At 53.3% G+C, this 20,890-nt stretch carries 15 protein-coding genes and 2 pseudogenes; 15 read left to right on the forward strand and 2 right to left on the reverse strand.

Annotated features, from left to right (window positions below):
* Nucleotides 1-84: 84 nt before the first annotated feature.
* Entirely contained in the window at nucleotides 85-1,158 is a 1,074-nt protein-coding gene (gene rlmM / locus AAEZ09_RS22965; RefSeq protein ID WP_205893260.1) for a 23S rRNA (cytidine(2498)-2'-O)-methyltransferase RlmM, read from the reverse strand.
* A 222-nt stretch (nucleotides 1,159-1,380) separates the two neighbouring features.
* On the opposite strand from rlmM, the gene acnA reads away from it, so the two are divergent.
* Complete coding sequence (gene acnA, locus AAEZ09_RS22970) at nucleotides 1,381-4,122, forward strand: aconitate hydratase AcnA (protein ID WP_350600869.1); 2,742 nt, start codon at nucleotides 1,381-1,383, stop codon at nucleotides 4,120-4,122.
* 231 nt (nucleotides 4,123-4,353) lie between these two features.
* On the opposite strand, the gene AAEZ09_RS22975 is transcribed toward acnA, so the two are convergent.
* Nucleotides 4,354-4,752, reverse strand: coding sequence for a GPW/gp25 family protein (locus AAEZ09_RS22975; RefSeq protein WP_350600870.1), 399 nt, complete (start codon nucleotides 4,750-4,752; stop codon nucleotides 4,354-4,356).
* Between the two features lie 148 nt (nucleotides 4,753-4,900).
* Between AAEZ09_RS22975 and AAEZ09_RS22980 the strand changes: the two genes are divergently transcribed.
* The 14 genes and pseudogenes from AAEZ09_RS22980 to AAEZ09_RS23045 all read left to right on the forward strand — a co-directional run bounded on the left by AAEZ09_RS22980 (nucleotide 4,901) and on the right by AAEZ09_RS23045 (nucleotide 20,822).
* The gene (locus tag AAEZ09_RS22980; protein WP_350600872.1) at nucleotides 4,901-5,899 is read left to right on the forward strand and encodes an acyltransferase family protein; all 999 of its coding nucleotides are present in this window, start codon (nucleotides 4,901-4,903) and stop codon (nucleotides 5,897-5,899) included.
* 539 nt (nucleotides 5,900-6,438) lie between these two features.
* Nucleotides 6,439-7,230 (forward strand): CPBP family intramembrane glutamic endopeptidase, encoded by a 792-nt coding sequence (locus AAEZ09_RS22985; RefSeq protein WP_350600873.1) that lies wholly within the window; start codon nucleotides 6,439-6,441, stop codon nucleotides 7,228-7,230.
* Between the two features lie 4 nt (nucleotides 7,231-7,234).
* Nucleotides 7,235-7,393 (forward strand): annotated as a pseudogene (locus tag AAEZ09_RS29560) (aconitase family protein); the annotation flags it as partial.
* A 107-nt stretch (nucleotides 7,394-7,500) separates the two neighbouring features.
* Entirely contained in the window at nucleotides 7,501-7,887 is a 387-nt protein-coding gene (locus AAEZ09_RS22995; protein WP_350600876.1) for a hypothetical protein, read from the forward strand.
* 86 nt (nucleotides 7,888-7,973) lie between these two features.
* On the forward strand, nucleotides 7,974-9,176 hold the full coding sequence (locus tag AAEZ09_RS23000; RefSeq protein ID WP_350600878.1) for an acyltransferase family protein: 1,203 nt from the start codon (nucleotides 7,974-7,976) through the stop codon (nucleotides 9,174-9,176).
* A 402-nt stretch (nucleotides 9,177-9,578) separates the two neighbouring features.
* Nucleotides 9,579-9,950 (forward strand): annotated as a pseudogene (locus AAEZ09_RS23005) (CPBP family intramembrane glutamic endopeptidase); the annotation flags it as partial.
* A 213-nt stretch (nucleotides 9,951-10,163) separates the two neighbouring features.
* Entirely contained in the window at nucleotides 10,164-10,598 is a 435-nt protein-coding gene (locus tag AAEZ09_RS23010) for a low molecular weight protein-tyrosine-phosphatase (protein ID WP_350600879.1), read from the forward strand.
* 24 nt (nucleotides 10,599-10,622) lie between these two features.
* The gene (locus AAEZ09_RS23015) at nucleotides 10,623-12,857 is read left to right on the forward strand and encodes a polysaccharide biosynthesis tyrosine autokinase (RefSeq protein ID WP_350600880.1); all 2,235 of its coding nucleotides are present in this window, start codon (nucleotides 10,623-10,625) and stop codon (nucleotides 12,855-12,857) included.
* 55 nt (nucleotides 12,858-12,912) lie between these two features.
* Entirely contained in the window at nucleotides 12,913-13,431 is a 519-nt protein-coding gene (gene rfaH / locus AAEZ09_RS23020; RefSeq protein ID WP_350600881.1) for a transcription/translation regulatory transformer protein RfaH, read from the forward strand.
* A 737-nt stretch (nucleotides 13,432-14,168) separates the two neighbouring features.
* The gene (locus AAEZ09_RS23025) at nucleotides 14,169-15,560 is read left to right on the forward strand and encodes an undecaprenyl-phosphate glucose phosphotransferase (protein WP_502947590.1); all 1,392 of its coding nucleotides are present in this window, start codon (nucleotides 14,169-14,171) and stop codon (nucleotides 15,558-15,560) included.
* 79 nt (nucleotides 15,561-15,639) lie between these two features.
* Entirely contained in the window at nucleotides 15,640-16,773 is a 1,134-nt protein-coding gene (gene wecB / locus AAEZ09_RS23030) for a non-hydrolyzing UDP-N-acetylglucosamine 2-epimerase (RefSeq protein WP_350600882.1), read from the forward strand.
* 66 nt (nucleotides 16,774-16,839) lie between these two features.
* The gene (gene wecC, locus AAEZ09_RS23035; protein WP_350600883.1) at nucleotides 16,840-18,126 is read left to right on the forward strand and encodes a UDP-N-acetyl-D-mannosamine dehydrogenase; all 1,287 of its coding nucleotides are present in this window, start codon (nucleotides 16,840-16,842) and stop codon (nucleotides 18,124-18,126) included.
* 496 nt (nucleotides 18,127-18,622) lie between these two features.
* Entirely contained in the window at nucleotides 18,623-19,606 is a 984-nt protein-coding gene (locus AAEZ09_RS23040) for a glycosyltransferase family protein (RefSeq protein ID WP_350600885.1), read from the forward strand.
* Nucleotides 19,607-19,703: 97 nt separating this feature from the next.
* Entirely contained in the window at nucleotides 19,704-20,822 is a 1,119-nt protein-coding gene (locus tag AAEZ09_RS23045; RefSeq protein ID WP_350600886.1) for a hypothetical protein, read from the forward strand.
* Nucleotides 20,823-20,890 lie beyond the last annotated feature (68 nt).

Below are 20,890 nucleotides of genomic sequence, written 5' to 3' on the forward strand. Positions count from 1 at the left end.
TTGATCGTGATCTTGAGCTTTCAAGGCTGCTGAACATCAAGATCAAAAGATCGCAGCCTTCGGCAGCTCCTACGGGGGGTGGGGTTAGCGGGATTTTGGTTTTTTTACGTCAATCCTGCGCAAATGACAGGTCACCTCTTCCCGGTCGTGATACAGCTGCTTGCAGCCAATCTCCACCCGAATCCCCCGCGCCTTGAAGCCCTCGGCAATCCGCTCCAGCAAGCGCTTTACCTCGGCATAGCGCTGCTTCATCGGCAATTTCAGGTTCACCACCGCCTCACGGCAATGCCCCTCGCCGATCCACTCCTCCAGCATCGCCGCATTGCGCGCCGGCTTCTCGACGATGTCGCACACCATCCAGTCCACCGGCTGCTTGGGCTTGAAGGTGAAACCATCCGCCATCAAATGCTGCACCAACCCGGTTTCCATCAGGCTTTCCGCCATCGGCCCGTTATCGATCGCCGTCACCAGCATGCCTCGGTTCACCAACTGCCAGGTCCAGCCGCCCGGCGCTGCACCCAGGTCCACACCGGTCATGTCACTGTGCAACCGCTCATCCCACTGGTCCCGCGGGATAAAGTGGTGCCACGCCTCCTCCAGCTTCAACGTCGAACGACTCGGCGCCTCGCGGGGAAACTTCAACCGTGGAATGCCCATCGGCCACATCGCCGAATTGTTCGACTCCGCCAGCCCCATGAACACTTCGCGCCCACTCTTGAACGTCAACAGCAACCGCGGCTTGAGCGGGTCTTCCACCAGCTTGCCCGCCGCCATCAGCGCCTTGCGCAAATGCACTTCGAACTTCTTGCAGAAATTCGACAGCTCCTTGCCATCGTTGGTATCAACCATCTCCAGCCACAAACTGCCACACAGCGCAAAGTCAGCCATGTGCGCCAGGATCACACTGATGCGATCCGTTTCCGGCAGCTCGATAAACATCCCGCGAGCCCACTGGCGCGGGAAAATCAAATCGGCAAAGCGCTGCCCGCGCATCAGGCGCTCGGCGCCGTCTTCCTCGGTGCAGATAAACTCGGCAAAGGCGCTGGCAGTCTTGGCCTTGGCATAACCGGCCACGTTCAAACGGGCCGCATGCTCGGAAATCTCGGAGCAGACTTCGCCTTCGAAGCCCGGCCGGCAATGCATAAAGAGGGTGTTCATTATTACTCCTGGGCAGATGGCGAGGAATTCAGCCACTGCGCGATGCCCAGGCTTGCGTTGAAGCAAAGCCTGTCACGAAAACCGGCGCATGATAGCCGAGTTCGGAACCTTGGACCTGTCCATAGAGTCCAGTTATTAGCGTTAAGCCGCAAACAGGACTAGGTTAAGACCTCAGTTCGTCCCCTCAGTCCGTAGCCGTGCGGATCAAAAGGAGTGATCGTAATGCCGTCCCTCGATAGCCTGAAAACCCTCAAGACCCTGCAAGTCGACGACAAGACCTACCATTATTTCAGTCTGCCCGACGCCGCCAAGAGCCTCGGTGACCTCGACAAACTGCCCATGTCGTTAAAAGTACTGCTGGAAAACCTGCTGCGCTGGGAAGATGAAAAGACCGTCACCGGCGCCGACCTCAAGGCCATTGCCGCCTGGCTCAAAGAGCGCCGCTCCGATCGGGAAATCCAGTACCGCCCCGCCCGCGTACTGATGCAGGACTTTACCGGCGTCCCCGCCGTGGTCGACCTGGCCGCCATGCGCGCCGCCATGGCCAAGGCCGGCGGCGACCCGCAACGCATCAACCCGCTGTCCCCCGTGGACCTGGTCATCGACCACTCGGTGATGGTCGACAAATTCGGCACCGCCGGCGCCTTCGAGCAGAACGTCGACATCGAAATGCAGCGCAACGGCGAACGCTACGCCTTCCTCCGTTGGGGCCAGAGCGCCTTCGACAACTTCAGCGTCGTGCCACCGGGCACCGGCATCTGCCACCAGGTCAACCTCGAGTACCTGGGGCGCACCGTCTGGACCAAGGATGAAGACGGCCGCACCTACGCCTTCCCCGACACCCTGGTCGGCACCGACTCCCACACCACCATGATCAACGGCCTCGGCGTACTCGGCTGGGGCGTCGGCGGCATCGAAGCGGAAGCGGCGATGCTCGGCCAACCGGTATCCATGCTGATTCCGGAAGTCATCGGCTTCAAGCTCACCGGCAAGCTCAAGGAAGGCATCACCGCTACCGACCTGGTGCTCACCGTCACCCAGATGCTGCGCAAGAAAGGCGTAGTCGGCAAATTCGTCGAATTCTACGGCGACGGCCTCGCCGAACTGCCCCTGGCCGACCGCGCGACCATCGCCAACATGGCCCCGGAATACGGCGCCACCTGCGGCTTCTTCCCGGTGGACGACGTCACGCTCGACTACCTGCGCCTCTCGGGCCGCCCGCCGGAAACCGTCAAGCTGGTCGAGGCCTACTGCAAAACCCAGGGCCTGTGGCGCCTGCCGGGCAAAGAGCCGGCGTTCACCGACAGCCTGGCCCTGGACATGTCCAGCGTCGAAGCCAGCCTCGCCGGGCCGAAACGCCCGCAAGACCGCGTCTCGCTGCCCAACGTCGCCCAGGCCTTCAGCGACTTTATCGACCTGCAATTCAAACCCACCAGCAAGGAAGAAGGTCGCCTGGAAAGTGAAGGCGGCGGTGGCGTGGCCGTGGGCAATGCCGACCTGGTCGGCGAAACCGACTACGAATACGACGGCCACACCTATCGCCTGAAAAACGGCGCCGTGGTCATCGCCGCCATCACCTCCTGCACCAACACCTCCAACCCCAGCGTAATGATGGCCGCCGGCCTGGTGGCGAAAAAAGCCGTGGAAAAAGGCCTGACCCGCAAACCCTGGGTCAAAACCTCCCTGGCCCCCGGCTCGAAAGTCGTCACCGACTACTACAAGGCCGCAGGCCTGACCCAATACCTCGATCAACTCGGCTTCGCCCTGGTCGGCTACGGCTGCACCACCTGCATCGGCAACTCCGGCCCACTGCCGGAACCGATCGAAAAAGCCATCCAGAAAGCCGACCTCACCGTCGCCTCCGTGCTGTCCGGCAACCGCAACTTCGAAGGCCGCGTGCACCCGCTGGTGAAAACCAACTGGCTCGCCTCCCCGCCACTGGTGGTCGCCTACGCCCTGGCCGGCACCGTGCGCACCGACATCAGCAGCGAACCCCTGGGCAACGACCACGACGGCAACCCGGTCTACCTGCGCGACATCTGGCCCAGCACCCAGGAAATCGCCGACGCCGTGAGCCAGGTCAACACCGCCATGTTCCACAAGGAATACGCCGAAGTGTTCGCCGGCGACGAACAATGGCAAGCCATCGAAGTGCCGCAAGCCGCCACCTACGTCTGGCAGGACGACTCCACCTACATCCAGCACCCACCGTTCTTCGACGACATCGGCGGCCCGCCTCCGGTGGTCAAGGATGTCGCCGGCGCCCGGGTCCTCGCCATGCTCGGCGACTCCGTCACCACCGACCACATCTCCCCCGCCGGCAACATCAAGGTCGACAGCCCCGCCGGCCAATACCTGCGCAGCAAAGGCGTGGATCCCCGGGACTTCAACTCCTACGGCTCGCGCCGCGGCAACCACGAAGTGATGATGCGCGGCACCTTCGCCAACATTCGCATCCGCAACGAAATGCTCGGCGGCGAAGAAGGCGGCAACACGATCTACATCCCCACCGGCGAAAAAGTCGCGATCTACGACGCCGCCATGCGCTACCAGGCCGCCGGCACCCCGCTAGTTGTCATCGCCGGCCAGGAATACGGCACCGGCTCCAGCCGCGACTGGGCCGCCAAAGGCACCAACCTGCTGGGCGTCAAAGCCGTCATCGCCGAAAGCTTCGAACGCATACACCGTTCCAACCTGGTCGGCATGGGCGTACTGCCCCTGCAATTCAAACTCGACCAAAACCGCAAAAGCCTCAACCTCACCGGCAAGGAAACCCTCGACATCCTCGGCCTGAAAGGCGTCGAACTCACGCCACGAATGAACCTGACCCTGGTCATCACCCGGGAAAACGGCAGCCGCGAGAAGGTCGATGTGCTGTGCCGGATCGATACGCTGAACGAAGTCGAATACTTCAAATCCGGCGGCATCCTGCACTACGTACTGCGCCAACTAATAGCCTCATAACCCAAGCGGGGGGATCAAAAATCCCCCCAACACCAACACCAACACCAACACCACTAACCCATGTGGGGCTTGCCCGCGATAGCGGTATAACAAACACCACCCTCTCCAATCCCACCCCTAAACACCATCCTGATGCGCTGCGCGAAAAATTCGGGCTTTGATGCGCGATAAATGAACGTGGAAAAATTTTCGCATAGCGGACGATCAGCGAGGCCTCAGTCGCCGCAGGGTTTACGTCCACAAAAATAGGTTTAGGCCGTTCGCGCATAGGGCAACCTCAGTCAACTGGGGGACGCCGTCAGCAACCCGCCACTGCACCCGCAACGTGGTCCGAGGGGCGTCGATATTTACCTCGACCTTTACGACCCAGACGCGGGTTTGCCAACGGCAGATCACGTCAACCGCTTCGCGAACCAAAAGGGGGGTCACCCTGTTTTCGGGCCAATCGAAATAAAGGTGGAGATCGCTGCCGAACTCCGGCCGGTGCGGGTCACTGCCCTTGGGCGCAGACGGCACGATACGGATCGCCTGATCGATATCGCACAGGCCCTCGACAACCTCTCCCGGAGTGCCGAGGGCGGGCTGCCAATGGGTGGCGGTGATGCTGGTGTAGAGAATGGGCGTCGTCATACGCCAATCATGCGAAAACAGCGGCGCGGCGGCTTTTAATCGGGTTTAAAGAGAATGAGGAAACGTGGCCGGGGCGGAAATGCCTGTTCTCCGGGCGCAAACCATCGTAATTTACGCGCCACAACTACAAGGACGTTTGGGGATTTAAGTGGGAGCTTATCGTCTGCTATTGGCCGTTTTGGTCGCCGTTTCTCATATGGGCAAAACGTTCATGGGGTTAAACCCCGGCGTGGTTGCCGTGATTTCTTTCCTGATCATCAGCGGTTTTGTGATGACCTCGCTGATCGAGCGCAACTACAGTTCGCCGGATAAAATCGGCCTGTTCTACGTGGATAGGGCATTACGGCTTTACCCTCAGTTCTTGTTCTACTTCGTTTCCTCCTGCCTGGTGATCTATTTCCTGCTTCCCGGCACGCCTCAAGCGGCCGAGCTGACGTTCAGGAACATCGCCGCAAGCCTTCCCATTGTGCCGCTGGGTTTCTACATGTTCGGAATGGCCGGATCGGAGATCTTGCCGCCGGCCTGGTCGCTGGGGCTTGAGATGTGTTTCTACCTGGTTATCCCTTTTCTGATCATCTACAGGGCGCGGGGCGTTGCGTTTTCCCTGTCCGTCATCGTCTTCATCGCCGCCTGCCTCGGGTTCATCAACGCCGACCTATATGGCTACCGACTTTTGCCGGGAGTCCTGTTCATGTTCCTGTGCGGCAGTTACCTGTACAAACCACAAGCGAAGGGTTTAGCGATCGCTGCCGGCACCGCCGTGGTTGCGGCGCTGATGTTCGCGGCAATCATGGCGGGCTTGATTGAGCGGCGGCCGTTTAACGCCGAGGTCACCGCCGGCATCGCACTGGGTGTGCCCGCCGTGTACCTGCTAACAAAGCTCAAGTTTCACCGGGTGGACGAGTTCTTGGGGAACATCAGTTACGGCGTGTTCCTGAATCACTTCGTGGTCATGTACTTCCTGCGCGCATTTTGGCCGGTAGCCTACGACGGGCATATCGTTGCAACGGTGTTGGTGTTGTCGTTTTTGCTGAGCGGCGTGTCGTACTACTACATCGAACGGCCGGCCTTGAAGCTTCGCCACGCGCTTCGGGCCGGCGCGAAATATGGGGCGAATCAGCCGCAGGGCCGGGAAATGGCAGCCTAGTGGCTGTGGTGATTGGAGTTGCCGCCCGCGTCCATACCGCCGCCTGTTCGCCCAGTTCGGGCAACAGCGGCCGGCGTTTGGTGCCTTGGACGTTCCGCTGCGGTACGTGCAGCCAGTAGCTTTCGACGCCGTCGCGGTCATCCAGTCGAACCCGTATCCGGCATGTCATGTAATCAACGGCGCTGACTTCGCCGTACTCCAGTTCAACGCCGATCATTTGTTCCCCATGATCAAGCGACCGTTTCGTGCTGAATGCCGTAAGTTGAGAGCGCCAAGTCGGGTTTGATCGTGTCCGCCGCCAGCCCAATCGACGGCGCCGATACGCGGCAAGTTGACGGCTCGACGGTATATTGGAGCGGATTGGCCCAGGTTTATCTCACGTCCCCCTTGGTATTTATCTCAGTCCCAAACACCATCCCCCCGAAAAAACCCCAAAAACTCCTCCCCCACCACCAACTATCCCTCCAACATGGATTGCCCCTCCCTCCCACATCTGCCTAAATGCCCAAACCAGCGAAGCCCCCACCAAGGACGACACCATGCTCCGCCTCCCCTGGCCGTACCTCACCATGCTCACCGCTGGCTACGTTTTGGCGCTCACCTACGGTCAACTGTCCCTCCAGGCCAGCATCCCCATCACCCTGCTCCTGCTAGCCGGCTTCGCCGTCCAACCCCAAAACCACCGCTACGCCCGCTACCTTGGCCATAGCCTGTTCGTTCTCATCGCAATCGCCCTGGCCCTCCACTACCTACCAGGCTTCCACAACGCCCAAGTCATCGAGCCCCAACGCTTCAGCGAAAACGCCGCTCCCTTCTCGATGTACCTCAACCTCGACAAACCCCTGCTGGGCTTCTGGCTCCTGCTCGCCTGCCCCTGGATCATCGCCCAACGCGCCTTCAGCCCAACCCTGAAAACCAGCGCCATCGCCCTGACCCTCACCGCACTCGTCACCTTCGCCAGCGCCTGGCTGCTGGGCATCATCGAATGGGCCCCCAAATGGCCCGACGTCGCGCGCATCTGGCTCCTCAATAACCTCCTATTGGTCACCCTCGTAGAAGAAGCCCTGTTCCGCGGCTATGTACAGGGCGGCCTGAGCCAACGACTCAAACACCTCCCGTACGGCGAACACCTCGCCGTGTTATTAGCTGCAACAGTTTTCGGGCTGGCACACTGGGGCGCAGGCTGGCAGTGGGTGTTGCTGGCAACCTTGGCCGGCATCGGCTACGGCCTGGCCTACCGCTTCGGCGGACTGGCTGCCGCCATCGCCACGCATTTCGGATTAAACCTCCTGCACTTCGGGTTGTTCACCTACCCAATGTTGGCGGGATAGCCTGATCCTCTCGGGCAACCGCAACTTCGAAGGTCGCGTGCACCCGCGAGTCAAAACCAACTGGCCCGCCTCCACGCCACTGGTCGTCGCCTACGCACCGGCCGGCACCGTGCGCACAGACATCAGCGGCGAACCGCTGGGCAACGAAAAGGAAGGCAATCCGGAGGACAGATCAGGTAGCTTGATCTCGCAAAAGCAGACGAGATCAAGTGGCGTTTTTCAGCGCTCTCCTGCATAAATGGGCAAGAAAACTTAAGAAAACCAGACATCATGAAATGCATTAACTTAGCTGCCATATTCGCAGCCATACTGCTCAGCGCTTGCGAAGGTGGACAAGATGACGCTCTTCTTGTGCTCGACGAGCACGACCGGGCGACCATTACGTCTACGCAAAGTGAAGAACAAATCATGGTTTCTGGCACCTATAGAATTCAGCCAATGAATCCTGGCCATGCTTTGATGATCACCGCGCAATGCGGCACCTTAAGCTTCTTCTATCAGCGCTCCGAGGGTTTGCGCTTGCTGGAAGACGAAGAGAGCAACGAATCGGCCTATAAGTGCGGCCTGGGCACCCAAGCGAGTAGTAAAATTTGGCACCTGGCCTTGAAGCCTTCAACAGGCCCATCCATGATGCCGCCAGGCGACTGGCCGAAATAGCGCTGTCGATCCCCAGAGTCCCGATTCTTGACCAGGCAGCCAACACCGTTTGCGCTCCCGTTGTGACATAACAATAAGAGAGATCGATGAGTCTTAAAAAAAACATTGAAATTGAATACCTACGCGCCATAGCCATCCTTATGACGGTAGTGACGCATTCAAATCAGCTATTACCTTTCCATGCAGACTTCATGCAGAAGCTGTTTAACGTCTATTCCCCATGGTCAGGTGTAGATTTGTTCTTTTGCATATCAGGATATGTCGTCAGCAAGGCCTATCTCGACTATTTCGACAAAAATAGAACTCAAGGTAGGTTTGGAATCGCAGCAGCATCCTTCTGGATCAGACGTGCGTACCGCCTCCTTCCCACCGCTTGGCTATGGGTGCTTGTTCCTCTCGTATTTTCAATATTTTTCAATCAGTCAAATGCGTTTGAATCCTGGTTTTACAATCTGCGCAGCTTCACAGCCGTTGCCACGTTTAGCGGCAACCTCGCGAACCAGTACGGCCTACTCCTCGGGCCCAATTCTGTTTACTGGAGCCTGGCACTTGAAGAGCAGTTTTACTTCATTTTCCCCCTGTTTCTTCTGCTGATAACCTCCACTCGCTGGCGGGCAATAGCCTTAATCACCTTGATCGCGGCCCAGTTTTGCCTAGATCGTAACGCCTTCGCCCCCCCACCCGCCGGCTTGCTCTTCTCATTTCGTTTAGATGCCATGATGTGGGGAATTCTCTTGTGCTTGTTTACACGTACGGCGCTGTACAAGGATATTGAGCCCACCGCCCTGGGCACGAGTAGAATCAAGCGATTTGCCGTGACTTTGTTTCTTCTGTACATGCTCGGCGCTATCGCTGGTCAGTTGATAGCCGCACCTATCGCTGTCGGTCTGATTGCAATAAACGCATTGATCATTACTTGGCTTGCTAGCTACGAAAAAGGCTACATCTTCTGCCCGTCGATACTGAGCAGTCTATTTCAATGGCTGGGTTCACGCTCCTACGCACTGTATGTAATCCATATGTTCGCGTATCACCTAAGTACGGAAATTTGGTACCGGGTAGCTTTGGAGAAGGGGCTGACGCTTGCGCAAGGCTTTACTACAGAGCTTCTGGCTACATCGGCAATCATCATGATTGTGCTCAGCGAACTGAACTATAGGCTTGTCGAGGTCCCTTTGCGGCGCAAAGGAGCCGAAATCGCACAAAAGAAAATGTCCGCCATTGCGAGGAATGACCCTGCGGAAAAACATCAAGCTCAGAACAGAGTGCAATCGAAAGAAACGGCGTAATCAGAAGCGGGACAGTGGGGGTAATCGCCCCCACTGCCCAAACACCCGATCGACATACTAAATGCCAACTTCGCCCGCAAACATGGACGTCCCACCATGCCAGATCTGCCCTGACCCTACCCCACCTTGCTCACCACCGGCTAAGTACTCGCACTAACCCACTGACCAATCACCCTGTTGGCCAGCATTCCCATCGCACGCCTGCTCCGCACCGGCATCCACAAACAGAAAATTCGCTTCGCCTGCCCATGGATCATCGCCCCGCGCGCATCCACGCAAACACTGAAAATCAGCGCCATCACCATCAGCCTCACAGCCTTCATCACCCTGGCCAGTCCTTCGGTGTCCCTTGCGCTGCGAACACGCGTTCATGAGCGCTGTATCGCAGCTACCGTTCTGGCGCGCGCATGGCTACTCGGCATCATCGACTGGGGACCCAAATGGCCCGACGTCGCGCGCATCTGGGTCCTCAACAACCTGCTATTAGTCACCCTGGTAGAAGAAGCCCTGTTCCGCGGCTATATACAGGGCGGCCTGAGCCAACGACTCAAACACCTGCCGTACGGCGAATACCTCGCCGTGTTACTTGCTGCAACAGTTTTCGGGTTGGCGCACTGGGGCGCAGGCTGGCAGTGGGTGTTGCTGGCAACCCTGGCCGGCATCGGCTACGGCCTGGCCTACCGCTTCGGCGGACTGGCCGCCGCCATCGCCACGCATTTCGGGTTAAACCTGCTGCACTTCGGGTTGTTCACCTACCCAATGCTGGCGGGATAGCCATCACGGCCAAGCAAACGTCCGTATGACAGAAAGTTCCTACAGAGCCTTGACCCTCCCCCCCTACGCCACTAGAGTGCACGCTTTTAAAATGGCCCCGGCAGCATTAGTGCACCGGAGAAGGCCGTACTGTTGCGCTGGAAAGGAATTCCATCCCCCTCCTCCTGCTGCCCGTGCGGTCACCACACTCGTTTCCGTAACCTGCGCAGCCCTATGTTCAATAAAATCCTGGTTGTATGCATCGGCAACATCTGCCGCAGCCCCACCGTAGAAGCCCTGCTTAAAAGCAAGCTGGCCCATCGCGGCATCGACGTAAGCTCAGCCGGCCTCGGCGCCCTCGTGGACAAACCCATGGACGCCACCGCGCTGGAAGTCCTGCGCGAGCACGGCGGCGACCTGCCAGACCATAAAGGTCGGCAATTGACTCGAGAAATGCTGCAACAGGCCGATGTAATACTGACCATGGAACAGCGCCACGTGGACAGCATCGCGCGAATGGCCCCGGAAGTACGCGGAAAGACGTTCCTGCTAGGCAAGTGGCAGAACAACCAGGAAATTCCCGACCCGTACCGCCAGCAGAAAGTCGCATTCGAACACGTCTACCAGTTGATGACGCAAGGCGTCGACAGCTGGTCGCAAAAATTATAATCACCTCTTGTAAAAGTACCCCGCATGCCAAGCCAAAACAGCCTACCTATTCAGGATCACAGCGACGACGATGACAGCATCGATCTGCTCGCGATATTCGGCACTTTGCTCGATAGCAAGTGGATCATTATGGGCATCACCGCGTTGTTTTGCGCGGCGGGTGTTGCTGTCGCCCTACTGTCAACGCCGGTCTATCAGGCGAACGCACTCGTCCAGGTTGAGGAGAAGAAAGGCGGCATGTCTGCGCTAGGCGGCATGGGTGAAATGGGCGAAATGTTCGGCAGCTCCTCCTCAGCGGTGACCGAAATAGAGCTGCTCAAATCCCGGGCAGTGCTGGGCAAGGCGGTAGAGAGCCTCAAACTCGACATTATCATCCAGCCGAACTATTTCCCGCTAGTCGGCAAATTCCTGAGCCGCCGTTTTAAGCCTGCGAGCCCAAACGAGCTGGCCTCTCCATTGCTGGGTTTGAACAGCTATACATGGGGTGGGGAGAAACTCGACATCTTTCAACTTGAAGTCCCGAATGCTTACTTTGGTAAAACGCTGACACTACGCGCGGAAGGTAATGGCGCTTTTACCCTTCTCGATGACAACGGAGAAGTCCTCTTGCATGGGCAGGCTGGTGAAAAGCTCGAACAAAATGGCTTCAGGCTGCAAGTCGCCACCCTTAATGCCAATGCCGGCACACTATTCAGTGTCGCCAAACAGCGTCGCCTCAATATCATCTTGAAGTACCAGGACGATGTGTCGGCTATGGAACGAGGCAAAGATTCCGGCATCATAGCGCTGTCACTGGAAAACGAAAGTCCCATACTGGCAAAAAAAGTGCTGGATGAAATCACCCGCCTCTATGTGTTGCAGAACGTCCAGCGCAACTCCGCCGAGGCCGCGCAAAGCCTCGAGTTCCTGCGAACACAACTACCGGACGTGCGTAAGCAACTGGAAAAAGCCGAAGGCCAGCTTAACACATACCAGACCAGCGCCCGCTCGGTGGATATCACCATTGAAACCAAAGCCGTGCTCGATTCGATCGTTGCCTTGGAAACGATGATTTCTGAGTTGAAGCTCAAGCAAGCTGAAATGGAACACCGCTTCACCCGTGAGCACCCGGCGTACCAGGCATTAATGACCCAGATGGGTCAACTTGATCAACAGAAACGCACCCTGGAAAAAAAGGTCAAAAACCTACCAGAAACTCAGCAGGAACTGCTGCGCTTGGCCCGTGACATGCAAGTCACCACCGAGATTTACACTCAACTGCTGAACAAAACCCAAGAGCTGGACATCGTCCGCGCGGGTACAGTGGGTAACGTCCGTATCATCGACTCTGCGGAGGCGAATATAGACAGCCCAGTCAAACCGAAAAAACCGCTGATAGTTCTAATCGCCACGCTGCTCGGCGGTTTGTTAGCCATGGCTTACGTACTGATTCGCAAAGCGTTAAACCGCGGCATCGAAGATCCGGATGCCATTGAACAACTAGGCATTCCGGTTTATGCCTCGATTCCGCTAAGCAAAGGACAAACTTTGCTCGAGAACAATATAAAAGGTAACGGTCGCACCAGTACTGGATCATTACTGTTATCGGTAAGCAACCCTGCGGATCTTGCCGTAGAATCGTTGCGTAGCCTGCGTACAAGCCTGCACTTCGCTACGCTAGAGGCAAAGAACAACATTCTGATGATCTCCGGCCCAAGTCCGGCAGTTGGTAAATCTTTCGTCTCGTGCAACTTGGCAGCAATTATAGCTCAAACCGGACAGAAGGTTCTGTTGGTCGACGCAGACATGCGCAAGGGTTACCTGAACAAATTGTTCCGCAAAGACGTAAGCAACGGCTTGTCTGACCTACTGGCCGGAAAGATAGACCTGAAAACCGCGACTCACGCTACCGAGGTGGACAACCTGCACATCATCACCCGCGGGCAGATCCCACCGAACCCATCGGAATTGTTGATGCACAGCAACTTCACCCAGTTTCTGGAAAACGTTAGCAGCCAGTACGACTTGGTCATCATTGACACCCCGCCGATCCTCGCGGTCACCGATGCCGCCCTGGTAGGCCGCCAAGCCGGCACCAGCCTAATCGTGACCCGTTTCGGTGTAAACGCCACCAAGGAGATCCTGGTGACCAAACGCCGCTTCGAGCAGAACGGCATTGTTATAAAAGGCGCGATTTTCAACGCCGTGGAACGCAAAGCCTCAGCCTATGGCTATGGCAACTACAGCTACTACCAATACGAGTACGCATCAGACAAGTAGCACAGGAATATCAGGGCAGCGCCGCTGCCCTGATTTACGCACGAGAGCCTAACACATGCCCCCTCAGCACCCGCCACCCCGCTGGTACCTGATTCAGTGCAGGCCACGACAAGATGCACGCGCCGAGGAAAACCTCACGCGACAAGCCTTCAAGTGCTACCGCCCAACACAACAAGTTGAACGTTTACTGCGCGGCCGACGCATCACTTCAGTGGAGTCTTTATTCCCAGGCTACCTGTTCATCCAACTCGACCGAATTAACGACAATTGGCACCCTATTCGTTCAACCCGCGGAGTGAACCAACTGGTGACGTTCGGCAAACAGCCAATCGCCGTAGCAGATGAACTCATTTTGCAACTCCAACAACGACTCCAAAACCAAATCAACGGAGCATTACAAGAATCAACGACCCTCGAACCCGGCGATCGAGTGCGTATCAATAACGGCACCTACAAAGAACTGGAAGCCATCTTCCTCTCCCACGACGGCGCCGAACGCATAGTGATCCTCCTACAACTTCTGCACCGCGAACACACCCTAAGCGTCCCGATAAACACTATAGAAAAAACCTGACATCCAGCGCCCTCCCCCTCTAAAACAAAAATAATCTACTGCCCCCAGCGCTGTAGGAGCTGCCGAGGGCTGAGATCCTATGCCCCCCCCCCCCCGAAACTTGCGTAACCAACCGCGAATCATCTCCTTTACTTCCTCATTCCCCTTCTAGCTCTGCACCGTGAGTGGTATTAGACAACAAACTGCAAACTGCAAACTGCAAACTGCAAACTGCAAACTGCAAACTGCAAACTGCAAACTGCCACCCAGTCAAAGACGAATCCTGAGTTTTGTCTGTAGGATCTTCCCCAAAAATTGTATTTATCTTCACTTTTCCCTACAAATCAGTAAAATGCCGCGTCGGCTGAGGAAACCTCTCATTTCGGCAGGATGCCTTCGCACACAACTCGCGTGGTGCGGCAGTCAAGGAAAGACTCATCTTCTCTGCTTGCGATTAACCGAGCCAAGACTCGGCCTGCCTGATTGATACTCCCCCCGAAAATGCCAGCGCTCGCGCATATGGCTCATACGTCGCACGTTCTCAGGAAACCAACGGTAAATCCTGGGGCGGTAGCGTACTCAAAAGCTTGATGTGGGCCACGGCGAAATGCTCCCGTGCCACGAATATGGGAAGCGCCACGACAACAACCGTTTTGTGGCACAGAACCAGATAGAAACTCCCGCTGTACGGAGGCTGCTCCTCCATATAGCGAGCACAGCCTGAAAGGCTATGTCCATCCAACGCGAAGGACCTTATCTTGATTCGCAAGCGCAGCACTACTATGCCAGCAGGCCGAAGCCTTACGTTCTGGGCCCAGTGGATGGCCGCAATCTCTGTACTCATCCTACTGCTATGTGCACTGGCGGTGATGAAAACAGGGGAAGTCGGTACCCAATACCGCATGCTTGCCGTTTTCATATTGCTCGGTTCAGTACCGGCATATTCCATGATGCAGGTTTATCATAAGCAACATGGTTACCTCGCGGGGATTGGCCGCCTGCTCGCGGGTTGGTTGGTGCTGCTATCAGGCCTGATGGGTATGGCGTTCATCACTAAGACTAGCGAGCTGTTCTCACGAGAAGTGATCATCACCCTTGCCCTGTCCGGCTTCACGTTGCAAGCATGCCTGTATGTTCCGCTTCATAATCTTGCCAGGCGCTACCAACAGAAACTTCAGGCGGCTCGCACTTCGCTGATTGTCGGCACTGGTGAGCTCGCACTCGATCTTGCCGACAAACTAGCCCAGCAAAAAAAAGAACCGTTAATAGGTTTAGTAGCTGCGGACGACCTGCCCCTACCAAGCAATAGCGCCTATTCCGTCTTGGGCAGCCTCGCCCACCTACGTGATCTGATCGCGACCCATCGCATTCGTCGTCTTTACATCGCATTGCCACTCACCGAAGCCGAAAAGATCGAAGAACTCTATATCGATCTGCTTGACTCCAGTGTCGACGTGATCTGGATTCCGGACCTACGAAGCCTGATTCTACTCAACCACTCGGTATCGGAAATCGAGGGGCTCCCTGCAATTCACCTCAATGAAAGCCCGCTAACTTCTTACCCGACAGCCGCACTATCCAAAGCCTTTCTGGATCGAACCGTTGCATTTTTAGCCATTATCATGCTCAGCCCTGTCTTACTCGCCACCGCCCTAGCCGTAAAAATGTCATCGCCCGGCCCCGTGCTATTCAAGCAAAAACGCCATGGCTGGAATGGTAAGATCATCAAGGTCTGGAAGTTTCGCTCCATGCGCATGCACGACGACCTAGAAGTAAGACAAGCCAGCCGTGATGACCCGCGCATCACTCGCGTCGGCCGATTTATACGCCGCACCTCCATTGATGAATTGCCGCAGCTCTTCAATGCCCTGCAAGGTCACATGTCGCTGGTCGGGCCTCGCCCTCACGCCGTGGCACACAACGATTACTACACAGGGAAAATCGATGCCTATATGTCTCGACATCGAATCAAGCCTGGGATTACTGGCCTGGCACAGATCAGCGGTTACCGAGGCGAGACGGAAACTATCGACAAGATGGAGAAGCGTGTAGAGCTGGATCTTGCATATATCAATAATTGGTCGCTGTGGTTGGACATCAAGATATTGATCAAGACGCCTTTCACTTTGCTATCGAAGAATATTTACTGAAACGTGTCACGGTCCCTTACTAAACCTATCCAGTGAAATCCTCGACACTAACAAACACTAATATAATGGCCTGTATCTAATGAAAACCCTCTGCGTCTTTGGTACCCGCCCCGAAGCTATAAAGATGGCTCCACTGGTTCTTGCACTTGCGTCTGACGAGCGCTTTGATGCAAAGGTCTGCGTAACGGGCCAACACCGCGAGATGCTAGACCAGGTGCTAGATCTGTTTGCTGTTCAGCCAGATTTCGATCTTAACATCATGAAACACGGCCAAGACCTTACAGACGTCAGCACGGCAATAATGCAAGGCTTGAAAGACGTATTTGCGAAATTCAAACCGGATGTCGTTTTAGTGCACGGCGACACCGCGACCACCTTCGCGGCGAGTCTTGCGGCCTACTACCATCAAATCCCGGTCGCGCACGTGGAAGCTGGTCTGCGCACCGGCAACCTATACTCGCCTTGGCCAGAAGAAGGCAACCGCAAGCTAACCGGCGCGCTGGCCAATCTGCACTTCGCACCAACCGAGACGTCGCAAGCCAACCTGCTGCGTGAAGGCGTAAAACCTGAAAACATCATCGTAACAGGCAACACCGTGATCGATGCACTACTTGGGGTTATCGCGCGCCTCGATAAGGAGCAAGTACTCAGCGAGTCAGCATCAGCTCCAAGCGCGTTTCTTAACCCGGAACGGAAATTGATCCTCGTTACCGGCCATCGTCGCGAAAGCTTCGGTGACGGATTTGAGCGAATTTGTCAGGCGCTGATGGAGGTTGCCCAGCAGCATCCAGAGGTTGATATCGTCTACCCCGTACACCTCAATCCTAATGTCCGAGAGCCTGTCAATCGTCTGCTGACTGGAATCGACAATGTCCACTTGATTGAGCCCCTGGACTACCTCCCTTTCGTCTATATGATGAGCCGCTCGCACATAATCTTGACCGACTCAGGCGGCATTCAGGAGGAAGCACCGTCGCTGGGCAAACCGGTACTGGTAATGCGTGATACGACAGAACGGCCGGAGGCAGTGGCCGCTGGGACAGTGAAGTTGGTCGGTACCGAAACCGCCAACATCGTTCGCGAGTTGAATCGTTTGCTGTCCGATCCTATTGCATACCGCACAATGAGTGTTGCCCATAACCCATACGGTGACGGCAACGCCTGCCAGCGCATTCTCGCGGCGCTTCTCGGCTATAACGCATCAAACAAGTAAACCTTAGCCTCGCCCGACGGTAAATCATTTAACTACGAATTCAAAAGAATTAATTAAGGATGCTTCATGCCTTTCTCAACTATCTCTGTCATTGGTCTTGGCTATATTGGACTGCCTACAGCGGCCGTCTTCGCCTCACGTAAAAAAAATGTGATCGGCGTTGACGTTAATCAAAATGCGGTTGATATCATCAATCGTGGACAGATTCATATTGTCGAACCTGATCTAGATATGATTGTGCATGCAGCCGTGACCGAAGGCTACCTGCGCGCCACAACTAAACCAGAGTCGGCAGATGCATTTCTAATTGCAGTGCCCACGCCGTTTAAAGGCGAAAATGAACCTGATCTAAGCTATATAGAAGCTGCTAGCAAAAGTATTGCGCCTGTGTTAAAAAAAGGCGATTTGGTAATTCTTGAATCGACGTCCCCCGTTGGGGCGACCGAACAAATGGCGGAATGGCTTTCCGAAGCCCGCCCTGACCTTAGTTTCCCTCAAACCCATGGTGAAGCGTCCGATATACGTATCGCACACTGTCCCGAGCGTGTATTGCCTGGTCATGTGCTGCGAGAACTGGTGCAGAACGATCGTGTTATTGGCGGAATGACTCCGAAATGTTCGCAGCTAGCTATTAGCCTTTACAAAGTGTTTGTACAAGGTGAATGTATTGTAACCAATGCACGCACTGCTGAAATGTGCAAACTCACGGAAAATAGCTTTCGCGACGTGAACATTGCATTTGCAAACGAGCTATCGATGATTTGTGACAAACTTGACATCGATGTATGGGAATTGATACGCCTAGCGAATCGTCATCCTCGGGTCAGCATCCTTCAACCAGGCCCCGGTGTTGGCGGACACTGCATTGCCGTTGATCCTTGGTTTATTGTTAGCAAAACACCAGAACAGGCGCGATTAATCCGAACTGCTCGTGAAGTGAACGACAGCAAACCCAAATGGGTGATCGAAAAAGTCCAGCTTGCGGTAGAAGAGTTTTTACGAGCTAACCCGGATAAAACAACACAAGAAGTAACAATTTCTTGCTTTGGTTTGTCTTTCAAGCCAGATATCGATGACTTAAGAGAAAGCCCGGCGCTCGCAATTACGCTTCAAATAGCGCAGTCTCACCCTGGTCGTGTACTTGCGATAGAACCGAACATCACTCAGCTTCCAGAAAATCTAAGCGGAAAACTTCAGCTGAAAACCCTCGAAGAAGGGCTTGCTGAAACTGACGTTCTGGTTCTTTTAGTCGACCACGAGCAATTCAAAAAATTAGAACACCAAACAGAATCAAAACAGAAAATCGTTGATACCCGCGGAATATGGAATAAAAAGAACGAAGCCAAATTATAACTGAAACCGCGCTAATATGAGCCGAGACCTATGGTTTTAAATAAAAAACTTTTGGATAAGGCTAATATTCATCAACCGCCTAGGGAATAGCTAATTAGCGCCTAACTAAGGCGCTACAGCAGGCGGCTACTTCACTAGCTAATGATTGTGAATGAGTTCTTGTGATAAATTGGGTATCCGTCCACACATGAAAAACAACCCATCTATTTGAAACATAGATAACAAACTTAAAACGCCCGGAATTTCCAATTCATTTCACATCAAATCCGCCAACTCGGCTTAGCAGATTCGTATTGGCATGAATATTTTACATTCTTGCGCTCATAACAGCACTCACAAAGACGATTGATTTGGCCACTAAGCATTTCCAACAAATAGGCAAGCACAGCCAGGAAAAAATAATATTATTTTTATGAAAATACTTATCGTATCAAATTACACAATAAACCAAAATAAGCCGCGTGCGTTTCGAGCGAAGTCCTTATTTGATACGTTCGTGAGAGACGGTCATGACGTAGAATTTATATCAGCTAACAACGAAAATCCAGCCTCCATTTATGCATCTAGCAACAAAATGATTACCGAAACGACTTCAACAAACAAAATTCGAAGTCTTATCTCAAAGGTTCTGAGTTTATCTTTACCAGACGGGAGAAATTTTTTCCGCGCACTCGGATTATGGAAAAAAATTAATCGTAAAGATATTGATTTAACAATCTCAATCGGTCTTCCCTTCTCTACTCATCTGATGACTGCCTTAGCGGTGAAGACCGGAAAATTACAAACGAAAAAACTTGTTGCTGATTATGGAGATCCTTTCAGCAGCAATCCCTCTACATTAAAACCTTTCTACGCAAAATCGCTGGAACGATGGACGCTCCACGTGTTTGACATGATAGCCATACCTACAGAAAATGCTATTGCGGCCTACAAGAACGTATGCCCCCTTGAGAAAATTGTAGTTATCCCCCAAGGCTACAACATAAACCAAGATTTCACCTCGCACTATAAGAAGCACTCGGTACCAAATTTTTGCTTTGCAGGAAACCTATATAAAAAAATAAGAAACCCAAAGTCTTTTTTTGACTATCTAACAAATATTGAAAAGGAATTCCAGTTCCACATATACACTGACTTCCAAAACACAGAAACGATAGAAATTCTTAATGAATATAGAGAAAAGCTAAAAAATCGTTTGATACTGCATAGTCAGATCCCAAGACAGCAATGTATTAAAACCTTGAGCGAAATGGATTTTTTGATTAATTTTTCCAATAAATCCGCAAGCCAGATGCCGAGCAAAATTATAGACTACACGTTGAGCTCCAGACCCTTCATAAACATATCCCAAGACCAAAAAACATTCGAAGAATTCAACCAGTATCTCACTGGCGATTTTTCTGAATTCCTTAAACCTGACATTTCACAATTTGACGAAAAACAAATTTCAGAACAATTTTTACGAATATACACTAACTAATTTAATTCGATGTAAAAAATGTACGAAATGGAACTAGGCACTGCTAGCAGCAAACTACAATAGCTACCAACCGCAACCAGAAAGCAGAAGGCAGAAGATGAAACAAAATTTAATTGCAAAAGCGATCGTCTTGCTGCTAACAAGTCGAGTGCTAATTGATATTATATTTTCCAGACAAAAGCCTCAAATACTAATCGTATTCTACACAATATTCATTTTATCACTGTCATTGTATTTAATACTGACTTCTAAGGCCACTATTGGAAGGTCCAACCTAACGTTAATACTATTGCTGATGAGCACAGTGCTCCTATCATTATTAAATAGCAATGTAGGATTCGTTGACCACATCAGCTTTTCGTTACAAGTGCTAACCCCAATTATTTTCTTACTTTCATGCAGTGGCAGAGCTTCGGTTCTAGCGGAAAGTGGGAAAATTTTTAAAAAGTACATAGCAGCTCCTGCATTGATATTAATATTGACATTTTCTTATTTAGACTATCGTACCAACGGTTTAGGACAGAGCTTTTTTGATTATTATGCGAACCAGCCCAACCACGTATTTGCTCAAACAAATTTGAAGATTTCTTTACTGTTCTTTGAAAGCATTCCTTTTACAGTTGCCGGTTTTATGCTACTGGGAACATTGAACGTAAGATCGACTATCGCCTCGTTCATTTTTTCTTTTTTAACATTCCATAAAAATAAAATACTAAAGAAAAGTCATCTCATAAAAATAGTCATGCTCGCTTTCTTGGTTGTGACAGTATTTGTTATTTTTACCGACATCGACCTCCTACTAGAACGGGTCATCTTCAAAAATAGAACTACCGGCAGTAGTGGAAGCATAGATAACTTCAGTAGCGGCCGATCGGAGATTTATTTATACTATGGTAAATACTTGTTGGAAAAATTTACTGTATTAGACTGGATCGTAGGAAAAGGACCAATATGGCTAGACCCCAAAGAGTTTAATCTTTCTGCACATAACGACTTTTTCAACTTGATAGTCTCTTATGGGCTACTGGGTTTTATCTTGATTTGTTTTGCCTACTATAAATTTTTCTCATCGTTACCAAAAAATATCAGACCAGCAGCAGCGATCTGCTTTTTCATTCTTTTCTTGGTTAATGGAGTCGTGTTCCACCAATCCACAATCCTGTTCTCCCTGCTTTACATTTACGCATTAGAAACCAGGCACTCCAATCGCACTTAGATAGCCAAGCGCATCATATTCAATAAGAATCAAAACTTCCAACACACGATTGAATCTTGGACTGATCC

Origin of the sequence: Pseudomonas sp. 65/3-MNA-CIBAN-0223, from assembly GCF_040310425.1 — a bacterium.
Lineage (GTDB): Bacteria > Pseudomonadota > Gammaproteobacteria > Pseudomonadales > Pseudomonadaceae > Aquipseudomonas > Aquipseudomonas gregormendelii.